The 13,588-nt window shown below is 40.2% G+C and carries 16 protein-coding genes and 1 riboswitch; of the genes, 8 read left to right on the forward strand and 8 right to left on the reverse strand.

Annotated features, from left to right (window positions below; all coding sequences use genetic code 11):
- Nucleotides 1–18 precede the first annotated feature (18 nt).
- The 8 genes from QWZ08_RS00565 to cobC all read left to right on the forward strand — a co-directional run bounded on the left by QWZ08_RS00565 (nucleotide 19) and on the right by cobC (nucleotide 6,367).
- Complete coding sequence (locus tag QWZ08_RS00565) at nucleotides 19–615, forward strand: DUF6580 family putative transport protein (RefSeq protein WP_290335206.1); 597 nt, start codon at nucleotides 19–21, stop codon at nucleotides 613–615.
- Between the two features lie 114 nt (nucleotides 616–729).
- On the forward strand, nucleotides 730–1,719 hold the full coding sequence (locus QWZ08_RS00570; protein WP_290335207.1) for an ABC transporter substrate-binding protein: 990 nt from the start codon (nucleotides 730–732) through the stop codon (nucleotides 1,717–1,719).
- A 191-nt stretch (nucleotides 1,720–1,910) separates the two neighbouring features.
- Complete coding sequence (locus QWZ08_RS00575) at nucleotides 1,911–2,105, forward strand: C1orf53 family protein (protein ID WP_290335208.1); 195 nt, start codon at nucleotides 1,911–1,913, stop codon at nucleotides 2,103–2,105.
- Entirely contained in the window at nucleotides 2,102–2,620 is a 519-nt protein-coding gene (locus tag QWZ08_RS00580) for a bifunctional adenosylcobinamide kinase/adenosylcobinamide-phosphate guanylyltransferase (RefSeq protein ID WP_290335209.1), read from the forward strand. The genes QWZ08_RS00575 and QWZ08_RS00580 overlap by 4 nt, the downstream gene beginning before the upstream one ends.
- Nucleotides 2,613–3,338, forward strand: coding sequence for a Dph6-related ATP pyrophosphatase (locus QWZ08_RS00585; RefSeq protein ID WP_290335211.1), 726 nt, complete (start codon nucleotides 2,613–2,615; stop codon nucleotides 3,336–3,338). Before QWZ08_RS00580 ends, QWZ08_RS00585 begins: the two co-directional genes overlap by 8 nt.
- A 1-nt stretch (nucleotide 3,339) precedes the next feature.
- Nucleotides 3,340–5,046, forward strand: a complete 1,707-nt coding sequence (gene cobT, locus QWZ08_RS00590) for a nicotinate-nucleotide--dimethylbenzimidazole phosphoribosyltransferase (RefSeq protein ID WP_290335212.1) — start codon at nucleotides 3,340–3,342, stop codon at nucleotides 5,044–5,046.
- Nucleotides 5,046–5,807, forward strand: a complete 762-nt coding sequence (locus tag QWZ08_RS00595; protein ID WP_290335213.1) for an adenosylcobinamide-GDP ribazoletransferase — start codon at nucleotides 5,046–5,048, stop codon at nucleotides 5,805–5,807. Before cobT ends, QWZ08_RS00595 begins: the two co-directional genes overlap by 1 nt.
- Complete coding sequence (gene cobC / locus QWZ08_RS00600; protein ID WP_290335214.1) at nucleotides 5,792–6,367, forward strand: alpha-ribazole phosphatase family protein; 576 nt, start codon at nucleotides 5,792–5,794, stop codon at nucleotides 6,365–6,367. The genes QWZ08_RS00595 and cobC overlap by 16 nt, the downstream gene beginning before the upstream one ends.
- Before the next feature lie 91 nt (nucleotides 6,368–6,458).
- On the opposite strand, the gene QWZ08_RS00605 is transcribed toward cobC, so the two are convergent.
- The 8 genes from QWZ08_RS00605 to thiS all read right to left on the reverse strand — a co-directional run bounded on the left by QWZ08_RS00605 (nucleotide 6,459) and on the right by thiS (nucleotide 13,252).
- On the reverse strand, nucleotides 6,459–7,178 hold the full coding sequence (locus QWZ08_RS00605; RefSeq protein WP_290335215.1) for a HesA/MoeB/ThiF family protein: 720 nt from the start codon (nucleotides 7,176–7,178) through the stop codon (nucleotides 6,459–6,461).
- 2 nt (nucleotides 7,179–7,180) lie between these two features.
- Nucleotides 7,181–8,290 (reverse strand): 2-iminoacetate synthase ThiH, encoded by a 1,110-nt coding sequence (gene thiH / locus QWZ08_RS00610; RefSeq protein WP_290335216.1) that lies wholly within the window; start codon nucleotides 8,288–8,290, stop codon nucleotides 7,181–7,183.
- A 79-nt stretch (nucleotides 8,291–8,369) separates the two neighbouring features.
- Nucleotides 8,370–9,149 carry a thiazole synthase gene (locus tag QWZ08_RS00615; RefSeq protein ID WP_290335217.1) on the reverse strand — a complete coding sequence of 260 codons (780 nt, stop codon included), beginning with the start codon at nucleotides 9,147–9,149 and terminating at the stop codon, nucleotides 8,370–8,372.
- Nucleotides 9,124–9,765: a thiamine phosphate synthase gene (locus QWZ08_RS00620; protein WP_290335218.1), complete on the reverse strand. Its 642-nt coding sequence runs from the start codon at nucleotides 9,763–9,765 to the stop codon at nucleotides 9,124–9,126. Before QWZ08_RS00620 ends, QWZ08_RS00615 begins: the two co-directional genes overlap by 26 nt.
- Complete coding sequence (locus QWZ08_RS00625) at nucleotides 9,758–10,513, reverse strand: hydroxymethylpyrimidine/phosphomethylpyrimidine kinase (protein ID WP_290335219.1); 756 nt, start codon at nucleotides 10,511–10,513, stop codon at nucleotides 9,758–9,760. The genes QWZ08_RS00620 and QWZ08_RS00625 overlap by 8 nt, the downstream gene beginning before the upstream one ends.
- Nucleotides 10,492–11,100 carry a thiamine phosphate synthase gene (locus QWZ08_RS00630; protein ID WP_290335220.1) on the reverse strand — a complete coding sequence of 203 codons (609 nt, stop codon included), beginning with the start codon at nucleotides 11,098–11,100 and terminating at the stop codon, nucleotides 10,492–10,494. The genes QWZ08_RS00625 and QWZ08_RS00630 overlap by 22 nt, the downstream gene beginning before the upstream one ends.
- Nucleotides 11,101–12,951, reverse strand: coding sequence for a phosphomethylpyrimidine synthase ThiC (gene thiC, locus QWZ08_RS00635; RefSeq protein WP_290335221.1), 1,851 nt, complete (start codon nucleotides 12,949–12,951; stop codon nucleotides 11,101–11,103).
- A gap of 97 nt (nucleotides 12,952–13,048) precedes the next feature.
- Nucleotides 13,049–13,252 (reverse strand): sulfur carrier protein ThiS, encoded by a 204-nt coding sequence (thiS, locus tag QWZ08_RS00640; RefSeq protein ID WP_290335222.1) that lies wholly within the window; start codon nucleotides 13,250–13,252, stop codon nucleotides 13,049–13,051.
- Between the two features lie 45 nt (nucleotides 13,253–13,297).
- A riboswitch (TPP riboswitch) is annotated at nucleotides 13,298–13,388 on the reverse strand.
- Nucleotides 13,389–13,588: the final 200 nt, after the last annotated feature.

Genomic DNA, 13,588 nt, shown 5'->3' on the forward strand with positions numbered 1-13,588 from the left:
ATGTTAAAAACGCTCATTATGACAACAGAAAAAATCAATCCCCGTTTTGCAGTGCTTGCAATATTTATGCTTGCAGTGGCAGCCATGCGTATTCCAAACGCAGCACAGCTTACACCGTGGGCAAACTTTACTCCCATCGGTGCAATGGGTTTGTTTGGCGGCACTTATTTTACCAAACAATGGAAAGCCATATTGTTTCCGTTACTTACGCTTTTTGCAAGCGATTTAATTATCCAGGCATTTATATTCAACGGCAAGTACGGCATTATGTACAGCGGATGGTACTGGATTTATGGCATCTTTATATTCATCACCTTTATTGGTAAATGGCTGATAAAAAAGGTAACTTTAAAAAATGTACTGCATGCAGCAGTAACCGCTTCGCTTACTCATTGGCTTCTTTCCGACTTTACAGTCTGGGCCGGTGGTGGAACAGATTTAAGAACCATGCAGCCGCTGAGCAGAGATTGGGCGGGGCTTCAGCAGTGTTACATTCAGGGATTCCCTTTTATGAGAAATTTTCTGGCAGGCACATTGGTATATAGTGGTATTATGTTCGGTGCATTTGAGTGGATGAAAGTGAAAAATACTTCGTTGCAGTTAAATGCAGCATAGTTTTTTTGAGCTAGACCGAATGCTGCTATTAAGCATCGTTCCGCCCAACGATATGCCCTTGTACGTTCTGTTCTTTGGAAGGCAATAAAAGTTTTATTTCATATAATTTAAGATATGCAAACGACTGTAAACAATCTTCATGAATCCCCTTCTGGGGATGGGGATATGATTGCTTGTTCCTTTCTTCCCGCTGCCACCCAAATGATATACGATATGGGCTTGCAGCATTTGCTGCAGGGTGTTACATTTGAATGCCCATCGACAGCATTAGCAGAAAAACAAAAAGTGGTACGCTGTGTAATGGAAGGGAAAAACTACAGCAGTGCGGAAATTGATAAAATATTTACTGCCAGCAAAGCGCAAGGTAAGAGTTTGTATTATGTGGATGAAGCATTACTGGAGCAAATACAACCCGATATTATTTTTACACAAGATACCTGCGAGGTTTGCCAGATAGACACCAAATGTACCACAGCAGCCGTGGCTAAATTAAAAAGGCAGCCACAGATTATTCCGGTTACGCCAGGTAATTTACAAGACGTATACCAAACAGCCGTAATCATCGCTACTGCGCTAGGGCATGAAGCGGCAGCCTATACCTATTTAGCTGCTTTACAAAAAAGAACGGCAGCTATTTTAAATACACTCCGCCTTCATCAAATGCCACTCAAAAGAGTAATGCTGATGGAATGGATTGAACCCATTTATAATTGCGGTCACTGGATACCATTTCAAATAGCACAGGCAGGTGGTATAGATATGCTTAGTAATCCTGCAGGCTACAGCATTGTAACGCCATGGGAAAAAGTTGTACAATACAATCCTGAAATACTGGTAATTGCGCCATGCGGTTTCCATATTGAAAGAGCGAAAGAAGAAATGCACCTGCTTACCCAAAAAGATAATTGGGATACCATTGAAGCAGTAAAAACAAAACAGGTGTACCTGGCTGACTTTGACTTATTCACGCAACCATCAGCTTCCACACTGGTGGATGGAGTAGAATTACTGGCCGCATTGTTTCACCCGTCTTTGTTTTCGGTACCGAAGCATTTGGAAGATAAAGCGCAACAATTTTTTACACAATATTCCTTTGCCAGTTAAGTGTAATGATAACCAATAAAACATGCAGCAGGTGCAACACCTTGTTTCAATGCGGAGCAACGGAAGCCAATGGTCACTGCTGGTGTAATAATTATCCGCCATTATTCAAACCTGATCCGCTTATCAACTGTATGTGTAAAGACTGTTTGCACAATGCTACAATAGAAAAGGTAAATAATTATTTGGCAGAAATGACAACAGAAAAAGCGCTGAATAATAACATTGCGAAAGATTTATCTAAAACAAATTATTTTATTGAGGGTATTGATTTTTATTTGGAAAAGACGTTCTCTGTATTCACTGCCTGGCATCATTTAAAAAGGGGCTATTGTTGTAACAACGGATGCAGGCATTGTCCTTACGGATTTAAAAAAGATACGCTATGATAACATTTGTAACAGGCGGAGCCAGGAGTGGTAAAAGCAGCTATGCACAGCAAATGGCGTTGTCGCTTAGTGATAACCCTGTGTATGTTGCTACCGCAAAAGTATGGGATGATGATTTTGAAATGCGGGTGAAACGGCACCAAAATGAAAGAGATGAACGATGGACAAATTATGAAGAACAAAGAAATGTAGGCCAGCTCCCCATCCAAAACAAAGTTTGCGTTATTGATTGTGTAACACTCTGGCTCACCAATTTTTTTATTGACTGTAAAAATGACATCGGGGCTTCACTTATTTTGTTTAAAGAACAAATTGACGCGTTGGATAAAATGCCGGGAACTTTTATCATCATCAGTAACGAAATCGGGATGGGGGTACATGCTGAAACGGAAGTAGGCAGAAAGTTTACTGACCTTCAAGGCTGGGCTAATCAATATGCAGCCGCAAAAGCAAATAAAGTAATATTAATGGTAAGCGGAATACCAGTTATAATAAAAGAAAATCACAATGGATAAAATACCAGCGATATTTAGTTGGAGCGGTGGCAAAGACAGCAGCTATGCATTGCAAAAAATATTCGAAGAAGGATTGTACGATGTAAAATATTTGCTTAGTACCATCAATGGGAATTTTAAACGCCTTAGCATGCATGGTGTAAAAGAAGAACTGATAGAAGCCCAGGCTGAAAGTATTGGCATTCCTTTACTGAAAGCTTATGTGTATGAAGCAAGTAATGCCGAATATGAAAAACAAATGCAGGAAATACTATTGCAGGCAAGAGCTGAAAATATCCATCATGTAATTTTTGGGGATATTTTTTTAGAAGACCTCAGGCAATACCGGGAGCAAAAAATGGCAGCGTTGAATATGCAGTGCGTTTTTCCAATCTGGAAAACAGATACTAAATGGATGGTAAATGATTTTATTAGCAAAGGATTTAAAACAATTACCTGCTGTATCAATGACGGTTACTTAAATGAAAGCTGGTGCGGCAGACTGATTGATGAATCTTTTATTGATGAACTTCCGCAAACTGTTGACCCTTGTGGCGAAAACGGTGAGTTTCATAGTTTTTGTTTTGAAGCGCCCATTTTTAAAAAGAAAATAAATATTGTTACGGGCGCCAAAACTTACAAAGCATTAGACATAAAATTTGCTGATCACCCCACACCTATAAAAGATACGGGGACTAAAGGTTTTTGGTTTTGTGATTTATTAAATCAAGAAGTGTAATATGCAGTTGCAGGAAGTAATTGATAAACGAAGGGATACCCGGCATTTTCTGCCCGATGAGGAAGTGCCGGTGCATGTTTTACATGCCGCACTGGAAGCCGCACACAAAGCGCCATCATTAGGTTTAACAGAAGCTGCGAGGTTTTATATCATCCGTAAAAAAGAATTAAGGCAGCAGATTTATGAACTATTTGTAAAAAAACAACAACATACTTTTACGGAAATAGACGATAATGAAAAATTAAATAAATACAAACAATTAAAATTAGAAGGAATACTGGAAGCTCCAACAGGACTTATTATAACGACTGATTTTAGTGTATTGAAGGACTTTGCTATTGGTGTAACAGGCACAGCCAGCACACTGGAATGGAGCAGTGTTTGTGCGTTACAGAATTTATGGCTTTCCCTTACCGAAAATGGCTATTCGCTTGGCTGGGTTTCTATTGTTGATTATGGCGGGCTTTCCGGTTTACTTAATTTACCATCCCATGAAAAGGCACTTGGTTATTTTTGTATTGGTAAACCTGCTACTGATTACAATAACCAACCTATGTTGCAGCAGCAAAACTGGAAACATAAAAATAGCGGGCCTGTAATAAAAGAAATAGCAGCTTTTTATCCCTTACCCGCCATGCCAATTGAAATAGACAAAGATGAAACTGCATCGATACCAATAACTGACCTAAAAGATGCTATACAATTTGCCATTAATAATAAAACAAAGCCCAGAGGTTCCCTGGGATTGCTGGAGCAGGTAGCATTTAGAGTTGCTGAAGTACAAAACACCATTTCTCCCGTTATTATTAACCCGCATATTGTTGTATTTGCCGCGGACCATGGCATAGCTAAAACAGGCCTGGTTAATCCTTACCCACAGGAAGTAACTGCTCAAATGGTAACCAATTTTTTAAATGGTGGCGCCGCCATCAATGTATTTTGTAACCAAAACAATATTAAAATTAAAATCGTAGATGCAGGAGTATGCACTTACTGGCAAAATAATGACAGGTATAAAGATTTGATAAATGCAAAAGTTGGATACGGAACGAAGAATTATTTGGAAGAAGATGCCATGACGGATCGGGAAGCTATTTATGCCATAGAAAAAGGTAAAGAAATTTTGCAGCAAGTAGTTGCAACGGGTTGCAATACCATTGGCTTTGGTGAAATGGGTATTGGCAATACTTCATCAGCTGCTTTAATTATGAGTAGCATATTAAAATTACCGATAGCAGGATGCGTAGGTAAGGGAACAGGCGCTACCAGCGAACAATTAAAAACAAAAATAACAATTTTAGAAAAAGTATTTCAGCTTCATCAGCTACATACAATAAGCGATAACCCTGTTGGACTCTTGCAAAAAATTGGTGGTTTTGAAATAGCCATGATGACTGGTGCATACCTTGAAGCTGCAAAGCGGAAAATGATTATAGTGGTAGATGGTTTTATCGCAACGGCCGCTTTACTAATTGCACATAAAATGAACGATGCAGTTTTATCTAATTGCATATTCGCACACACCAGTGGTGAACAGGGGCACGAAAAAATGCTGCATTACCTGCAGGCAAAACCGCTGTTGCAATTGGAAATGCGTTTGGGAGAAGGCACTGGTGCTGCAATTGCTATTCCCTTAATTCAAAGTGCAGTGAATTTTTTAAATGAGATGGCAAGTTTTGAAACCGCTGGTGTAACCAATAACAACTGATGAAAAAAGAATTGCAAATATTTTTAACGGCTATGATGTTTTATACCCGTATACCCGTACCACGCTGGGTAAACCATGATGCCGAGTATTTAAATAAAGCCACTAAATATTTTCCGCTGATCGGATGGATAGTTGGGGTAGCGGTCGCCCTGGTTTTTATGGGAGCCAATTATTTATTCAGCCCCTCAGTTGCCATTATACTTTCGATGGTAGTTTCAGTATTATTGACAGGCGCTTTTCATGAAGATGGTTTTGCTGATGTATGTGATGGCTTTGGTGGTGGATGGACAAAGGAAAAAATATTACTGATCATGAAAGACAGCAGGGTAGGGGCTTATGGCGTAATCGGGTTGATATTTATGCTCTCGATAAAATTTTATTTGCTATCCTCATTTAGCGCGGCACAATTAACCTTTGTTTTAATAGCAGCTCATGCAATATCCAGATGGGCAGCAGCTTCTTTCATACTTACCCACCAGTATGTAAGAGAGAATGAAGACAGTAAGGCAAAGCCTGTTGCTAAACAATTTTTAGTTGCTCATTTTTTAATCGCTTCACTTTTTGGTATCCTTCCTTTGTTGTTATTTAAAAATGTGTATGTCTTCTTACTCATCATTCCAGTTTATACAATGAAAATATATTTAGGCTGGTATTTTAAAAAATGGATTGGAGGTTATACGGGCGACTGCCTGGGGGCAACACAGCAATTGTGTGAAATTATTTTTTATTTATCCCTGTTGGCGTTATGGAAATTTATTTAGTACGCCATACCAAACCGTTAATAGACAAAGATATTTGTTATGGGCAAACTGATTTAGTTGTTGATGATGCCGCATTTAAAGAGTCCGCTAAACTCATAGTAAGGTCATTACCTGAAAAAATTGATGCCATTTACAGCAGTCCTTTAATCCGCTGCGGTGTTCTCGCAGAATTTATTAAGCTGGAAAAATATCCTTCCCTGGATATTGCTTACAGCCCTTTATTGAAAGAGATTCATTTTGGAGAATGGGAAAATAAAAAATGGGATGATATTAATCAAATTCATTTAAGTAAATGGATGAATGATTTTGTAAATGAAACTGTACCTGGCGGCGAAAGTTTTATCCAGCTTTATCAGCGGGTAAAACTGTTTATTACAGCTGTCATTAATTCAAGTCATTCGGCTGCATTAATTATAACACATGCAGGGGTTATCCGGGCCGCAACCGCCTATATTCAGCAAGGCGCACTTAAAGATGCTTTCGCTATCAGTTGCGAATATGGCTGTGTTACAAAATTTGAATTGAATGATGTGGCGGAACAGGTGAATACTCTTCGTTAAGAAAAAATATTGTACGCCTTGAAAATGAATATTGCAGTTTTTATTTTTACAATAAGTACCGGTTAAAATATTTCCCCTCCCGCAAATAGATCTAAGCAGCTGTATTTATTTTAATCATACTGAATTCAAGAAAGTTAAAAAGTAATAAACCATCATTGCTATACTTATCTAATATAATTTGAATGGTGGTGCCAGCCATGTAAATACCAATTATGCCGGGAACAAAACCCAGCACACCAATTTCACTGCAGCTGGGTACATCTTCAGGGTTGGGTGGTTCGGGATAAATATCCCTTAAGTTTTGACTATTCTTGTAATTAAACACAGCCAACTGTCCTTCAAATTTTAAAATGCTTCCATATACCAGGGGCTTGTTCAGTTGTACGCAAACATCGTTTACCAGGTAGCGGGTCAAAAAATTATCCGAGCCATCTACTACAATATCAAACTGTGCAATAATATTTGCTGCATTTGATTCCTCTAAGCGTTCTTTAAAAACAATGCAGGACACATTTGGATTGGAAGCATTGATTTTTTGTGCTGCTGCCGGCGCTTTGTATTTACCAATATCTTCAGCAGTATATAATATCTGGCGATGAAGGTTATGTATCTCTACCTTATCAAAGTCAATGATACCAATGGTTCCAACGCCTGCCGCTGCCAGATATTGCAGCACAGGGCAGCCCAGTCCACCTGCTCCTATTACCAACACCTTTGCCCGTTTGATTTTTATTTGCCCTTCGGCGCCAACCTCCTCCAGCATCAGTTGCCTGCTGTACCTTTTTATTTCTTCTATTGTGAAATCTGCCATTATTAAAATATTTTATCCCAGTCTTTCCAAACAGGTTGGTACCCGTTTGCAGTAATAACAGCGGCCACTTCGGCAGGGGTACGTTCATCACTTATTTCAAATTGTTCTAACGAATCTTCATCCACACTATAACCACCGGGATTTGTCTTAGAACCTGCGCTCATAGTAGTAGTCCCGAGTTTCATAATATTATTCCGGAATATTTCAGTTTCACGGGTAGATATTGAAATCTCTACATCCTCATTCAATAACCGGTAAGCACATAATAACTGCACCAGTTCTTTATCATTGATATGGTAGTTAGCAATATCCACTCCTTCTGCAGGACGTATGCGTGGAAATGCAACCGAGTATTTTGTTTGCCAGTATGTTTTTTGTAAATAATCTAAATGCAAGGCACAAAAAAACGAGTCGGTGCGCCAGTCTTCCAACCCTAACAAAACGGCCAGTCCAATTTTGTGCATACCCGAAAGTCCAATCCTGTCAGGGGTTTCAAGGCGGTAATAAAAATTTGATTTTTTACCCTTCACATGGTAGTCCTTGTATTTTTCTTTGTGATAAGTTTCCTGGTACACTAAAACCGAATATATGCCGGCACCCTGTAATTGTGCATATTCATCCTGCGTCAAAGGTTGCACTTCAATAGAGATATTGGCAAAATGCGGTTTGATAATTTCAATGGCTTTCAAAAAGTAATCAACATGCACGGTATGGTTCGACTCGCCGGTGACCAGTAAAATATGGTTGAAACCATGTTGTTTGATAACGTTGATCTCCTGTAAAATTTCGGCAGCCGTTAATGTTTTGCGTTTTATTTTATTATCCAGGCTAAAACCGCAATAGGTACAAATATTATTGCACTCGTTGCTCAAATACATGGGGGCAAATAGCTGGATGGTTTTACCAAAACGTTTTTGTGTAATCCGGTGACTTAGCTGCGCCATCTCTTCTACGTAAGGTGTTGCTGCAGGTGAAATCAATGCTTTAAAATCTTCCAGTGTTCTGTGGGTGGCAGCCAATGCAGCTTCTACATCTTTGGAAGTTTTTGCGAGGATAGAAGTCTTCACTTCATCCCAAGAATATTGATCGTAAATGTCTCTAAACTGTTTCATGTGTTCCTATTAATTGTTTTTTGCCACATGTAATTCGCCATTAAAAATGATAACCGTCTCTATAAAAGTTACTTATCGCTTATTGGTTCATTTCATGTAAAAATTGTGTTAACGGGCTTGATGCGATGGCATGCTTTACTTTAGCTCCAAGCCTGTTTTCAAAGGCCATACGGCCCGCCTCCACAGCGAGTTTAAAGGCAATGGCCATTTGTAAAGGATTGCCGGCAATGGCGATGGCTGTATTTACCAACACTGCATCGGCACCCATTTCCATAGCAAGGGCGGCATCAGAAGGAGCACCAATGCCTGCATCAATAATTACGGGTACATTGCTTTGCTCGATGATGATTTGTAAAAAATCGAATGTCTTTAATCCTTTGTTGCTTCCTATCGGAGAACCTAAAGGCATTACAGCGGCGGTGCCTGCATCTTCCAGTCGTTTGCATAAAACAGGGTCGGCATGAATGTAGGGCAATACAATAAAACCGAGCTTTGCCAGTTCTTCTGTAGCCTTCAATGTTTCAATAGCATCGGGCATCAGGTATTTTGGATCAGGATGAATTTCTAATTTTACCCAGTTTGTTTCCAATGCCTCCCTTGCCAGTTGCGCCGCCAGCACTGCTTCTTTGGCGGTACGAACACCGGAAGTGTTGGGCAATAAATTGATGTGGGGATGTTGCAGGTGTGTCAGCAACAAATCAGTATCTGTTTCCAGGTCCACCCGCTTTAAGGCTACCGTTACCATCTCTGATCCGGATGCCAACACGGCTTCTTCCATTTGCAAAGAAGAACCAAATTTTCCGGTTCCCAAAAACAACCGGGATTGAAATAGCTTATTCGCTATCGTTAACTGTTTCATATAAAAGGGTATTTAATTGTTGCAGTAATACTTTTTTATCTGGATGATGGGTAATGGCGCCAGACAGGGCCACACCATAAACGCCTGTCTGCATGAGGGCTGCTATGTCTTCCAACACAATACCTCCAATGGCATAAACAGGAACCTGCGTTTGGTGCTGGCGCAATCCTTCCATAATTTTACTATATCCTTCCAAACCCAATACCGGGCTTAATTTTTCTTTGGTTTTTGTAAAACGAAAAGGCCCCAGCCCAATGTAGCTGCAGCCTTCATCAATACGTTTCAACACATCCTCCAACGTGTTGGCAGTGCCACCAATTATCTTATCACCTGTGATGCTCCTTGCATCAATGACAGGCATATCCTGTAAGCCAAGATGTACACCATCAGCGGGTATGTCTTTTGCAATCTGCGGATGATCGTTGATGATAAAGACGGCGTTGCTGGAAGCGCACAACACTTTCACTTGTGCTGCCAATGCTTTTATTGCTGCTGGTGTGGCGTTTTTAAAACGAAGTTGTATCCAGTTGCAACCTGCATCCAGCGCCTGTTGAATATTATTTAATTGTTCAACTTCGGTGGTGCCTTGTGATATGTATTGTAGTTTACTAAACATGGTGGTACCCTAATAGTGTTTTGTTACTTGATAAAAATTGTTCAATGTATTTTTTTGCATTGCTGCAGGAAGCGAATAAATCAACACCCTGGGCAAGGTTGGCAGTAATGGCTGCGGACAATACACAACCGGAACCATGCTTGGCATACATTTCATCATTATTGCCTTCCAGTCTTTCTATATCGTTTTGCGTGTATAAATAATCAATGCCCAATTCTTCTTTGTTGTGGCCACCTTTCAATAATACATTGCAATAAGCGGATAATTTTTTTGCTGATTCTTTTGCATTGGATGAAGGCATCAGTTGTAACACTTCATTGTAATTGGGTGTTATTAGAAATATTTTAGACAAAATTTCAATCAATGATGCTTCCTGCATTTGTTCATTCCAGAAGTTAAACCCGCTGCTCGATTTTATAACGGTATCAACTACAATTTTTATAGCAGTATTTTTTTGATGGACATATGAAACAATCCTGTTCAATGCGCTTATATTTTCTATAATTCCAATTTTTATAGCCTTCACATCGTACTGTGATAACATGATTTCAAGCGATTGTAAAATACTGTTTTCATCTTCCCAGCTGATGGAAATAAAATCATTTTCTGTCTGTAAAGTTCGGGCAGTATTAATGCCTATACCATATACTTTGTGTTGTTCAAATGTTTTGATATCTGCCAGTATTCCTGCTCCGGCACAGGGATCAAACCCAGCTATGCTTAATACTACCGGTCTGTCTGCTTCCATGCTTTTTGTATTGCTTTAAATTGCTGAATACTTTCTCCGGGCTTTTGCCAGATTGCACCCAATATCGCTGCACCATTGAATTGCATCTGCTTTACTTGCTGAATATTTGTTACATCAATACCCCCAATGGCAATCACTTTTGAAAGGTTTTTTTTAACAGGAAATAGGAAGTCAGCTGGCATCGATGATGTATATCCCTGCTTGGAAATACTGTTGAACACCGGACCGAAAAAGGTATACTCAAAAGAAGCTGGCAAATCTTTATACGCCTCCTCCCGGTGAATGGAAGTGGATAAAATATGATTTGCCATTTTCAACCGTATCAATGCTTCTTCACTCATTTGTTTTCTGCCCGCTTCTGTAAAATGCAGCCGCTTTATTCCGTAACCAGTCGCAATTTCATGATGTTGATGCAAGGCGATTTGGTGGTGATATTTTGAATCTATCTTTTCAATTAAGCTGCTAACTTCATCAACAGTAGCGCCAGGTTTTCTCACATGCAATATTTCCAATCCTTCTTCAAACAATACATTGATGATAGCGGTTTCACCGACTACAGCAGTTGAATTAGAAATCAGCACTAACATTTATTGATAAATTTCTTTTCCGCTATCAATAAATTCTTCACTTTTTTCCTGCATACCTTTTTCCGCAAAATCACGTATCTGTTGAGTTATTTCCATGGAACAAAATTTTGGTCCGCACATGCTGCAGAAGTGTGCAATTTTTGCTCCATCCGCCGGCAACGTTTCATCGTGAAATTCACGGGCTGTGTCTGGGTCGAGGGATAAATTAAACTGGTCATCCCAGCGAAATTCAAATCTTGCTTTACTCAATGCATTATCCCTGTATTGTGCGCCGGGATGGCCTTTCGCAAGGTCGGCCGCATGTGCCGCGATCTTGTAAGTAATTACCCCATCCTTTACATCTTTTTTATTGGGCAGTCCCAAATGCTCTTTGGGTGTTACGTAACAAAGCATGGCAGTACCATACCAGCCAATCATGGCGGCTCCAATTGCAGAAGTGATATGATCGTAGCCAGGGGCAATATCGGTTGTTAAGGGACCTAAAGTATAAAAAGGCGCCTCTTTACAATATTCCAGTTGCTTTTCCATATTCTCTTTTATCAGGTGCATGGGTACGTGGCCCGGGCCTTCGTTCATTACCTGCACATCATGTTTCCAGGCAATTCTATTAAGTTCACCCTGTGTTTGTAATTCAGCAAACTGCGCTTCATCATTTGCATCCGCAATACTTCCCGGGCGCAATCCATCGCCCAGAGAAAATGATACGTCATACTGCTTCATGATCTGGCATATGTCTTCAAAATGGGTGTACAGAAAATTCTCTTTATGATGTGCCAGGCACCATTTGGCCATAATGGAACCGCCACGGCTGACAATGCCGGTCATGCGCTTTGCAGTCATAGGAATGTACCGCAACAATACACCGGCATGAATGGTAAAATAATCAACACCCTGCTCTGCCTGTTCAATTAATGTATCGCGGTAAATTTCCCAGGTTAAGTTTTCCGGACGGCCATCCACTTTTTCCAATGCCTGGTAAATAGGTACCGTTCCAATAGGCACAGGAGAGTTGCGGATGATCCATTCCCTGGTTTCGTGAATGTTTTTACCGGTAGAAAGATCCATGATATTATCGGCGCCCCAACGGCAGGCCCACACTGCTTTTTCCACTTCTTCTTCAATGCTGCTGCTAACAGCACTATTCCCAATGTTGGCATTGATCTTTACCAAAAAATTCCTGCCAATAATCATCGGCTCCAGCTCGGGGTGATTGATATTTGCTGGAATGATGGCACGGCAGGCAGCCACTTCATCCCTTACAAACTCAGGCGTGATAATGCCTTTGGGGGTATTGGCTCCAAAACTATTACCAGCATGTTGCTGCGTCAGTAATTCGTACTGCCCGTTCAGTTTATGTTTCAAGCCATCAATGCGCTGGTTTTCACGTATGGCAATGTATTCCATCTCCGGCGTGATGATGCCTTTTTTGGCATAGTGCAACTGGGAAACATTGCCTCCTGATTTTGCACGCAATGGCGCTTTGATGTGTTCAAAACGAAGTGCATCCAGAGAGGCGTCTTCTTTCCGTTCCCTGCCATAGGTAGAAGATACTTCTTTCAATTGCTCCACATCCTGTCTGTCCAGTATCCATTGCTCACGCAAACGGGGCAGGCCTTTTTTTATATCAATCCTTGCATGTTCATCTGTGTAAGGGCCGCTGGTATCGTACACAATCACGGGGGCATTATCCTCCATTTTTCCACTGGTCAATTTGGTGGGAGAAAGGGTTATTTCCCTCATAGCCACTTTAATATTTTTATGCAGTGAACCTGCTACATAAATTTTTTTTGAACCTGCAAAGGGTGTACAGGAAATGGTTTCCTGTACGGGTGCTTTATCTGTTTTTTTCATACAACTATTTTTTAAATGAATTAATTTTTTTGACTAAAAAACAGCTGTCTATTCAATAGCGTCCTGATACTATTGAATGCGCTGTAAGGGTAGGGCACTATCCGCCTTGGGTTGCTTTTATTACCAATACTTTATCACCAGTCTGGAGCACATAACTATCCCATTGCGTTTTTGGAACAACGGTTTCGTTAACTGCTACGGCAATACCTTTTTGCTTTTCACCAATCAAATCATTTAATATAATTTGAACAGAGGAACGCTCCTGAATTTGTTGTGTGTGATTGTTGAAAGTGATTTCCATTCCCTTTATAGATTTAATAAAAACTTTAGGAATGGCAGAATGTGGAAGTATGTTTCTACTTTTCCCTTCGGCAGCATTATCTGCATCAGGTTCGCAGGGTATAATCTCAGCCTTATCGGCACCCCTAAAGTCAGTGTAAAGGTAAATCTTAAAAACAGATGGAAATGCACCAGTTACTAACATAGTTTATTTCAGTCATTAATAAGGAGCTAGCTTTCTAATTACTTTGCATCGACTAGCTTATAATTATTGATTGGGTGCTCATTGTTCCTCCAGCCTGCACCTGCCGCGTGACTTTTATAAGATCCATTTTAAAAGCGAAAGTTCAGGTCCGTT

Source organism: Ferruginibacter paludis, from assembly GCF_030409685.1.
Taxonomy (GTDB): Bacteria; Bacteroidota; Bacteroidia; order Chitinophagales; family Chitinophagaceae; genus Ferruginibacter; species Ferruginibacter paludis.

Excerpts from the sequence above, each read along its gene's own strand:
- QWZ08_RS00585 (WP_290335211.1), top strand. The coding sequence starts at position 2,613 with ATGGATAAAATACCAGCGATATTTAGTTGGAGCGGTGGCAAAGACAGC.
- thiH (WP_290335216.1), bottom strand. The coding sequence starts at position 8,290 with ATGAAACAGTTTAGAGACATTTACGATCAATATTCTTGGGATGAAGTG.
- thiC (WP_290335221.1), bottom strand. The coding sequence starts at position 12,951 with ATGAAAAAAACAGATAAAGCACCCGTACAGGAAACCATTTCCTGTACA.
- thiS (WP_290335222.1), bottom strand. The coding sequence starts at position 13,252 with ATGGAAATCACTTTCAACAATCACACACAACAAATTCAGGAGCGTTCC.
- QWZ08_RS00625 (WP_290335219.1), bottom strand. The coding sequence starts at position 10,513 with ATGGAAGCAGACAGACCGGTAGTATTAAGCATAGCTGGGTTTGATCCC.
- QWZ08_RS00615 (WP_290335217.1), bottom strand. The coding sequence starts at position 9,149 with ATGAAACAGTTAACGATAGCGAATAAGCTATTTCAATCCCGGTTGTTT.
- cobT (WP_290335212.1), top strand. The coding sequence starts at position 3,340 with ATGCAGTTGCAGGAAGTAATTGATAAACGAAGGGATACCCGGCATTTT.
- QWZ08_RS00620 (WP_290335218.1), bottom strand. The coding sequence starts at position 9,765 with ATGTTTAGTAAACTACAATACATATCACAAGGCACCACCGAAGTTGAA.
- QWZ08_RS00580 (WP_290335209.1), top strand. The coding sequence starts at position 2,102 with ATGATAACATTTGTAACAGGCGGAGCCAGGAGTGGTAAAAGCAGCTAT.
- QWZ08_RS00575 (WP_290335208.1), top strand. The coding sequence starts at position 1,911 with ATGACAACAGAAAAAGCGCTGAATAATAACATTGCGAAAGATTTATCT.
- QWZ08_RS00595 (WP_290335213.1), top strand. The coding sequence starts at position 5,046 with ATGAAAAAAGAATTGCAAATATTTTTAACGGCTATGATGTTTTATACC.
- cobC (WP_290335214.1), top strand. The coding sequence starts at position 5,792 with ATGGAAATTTATTTAGTACGCCATACCAAACCGTTAATAGACAAAGAT.
- QWZ08_RS00565 (WP_290335206.1), top strand. The coding sequence starts at position 19 with ATGACAACAGAAAAAATCAATCCCCGTTTTGCAGTGCTTGCAATATTT.
- QWZ08_RS00570 (WP_290335207.1), top strand. The coding sequence starts at position 730 with ATGCAAACGACTGTAAACAATCTTCATGAATCCCCTTCTGGGGATGGG.
- QWZ08_RS00605 (WP_290335215.1), bottom strand. The coding sequence starts at position 7,178 with ATGGCAGATTTCACAATAGAAGAAATAAAAAGGTACAGCAGGCAACTG.
- QWZ08_RS00630 (WP_290335220.1), bottom strand. The coding sequence starts at position 11,100 with ATGTTAGTGCTGATTTCTAATTCAACTGCTGTAGTCGGTGAAACCGCT.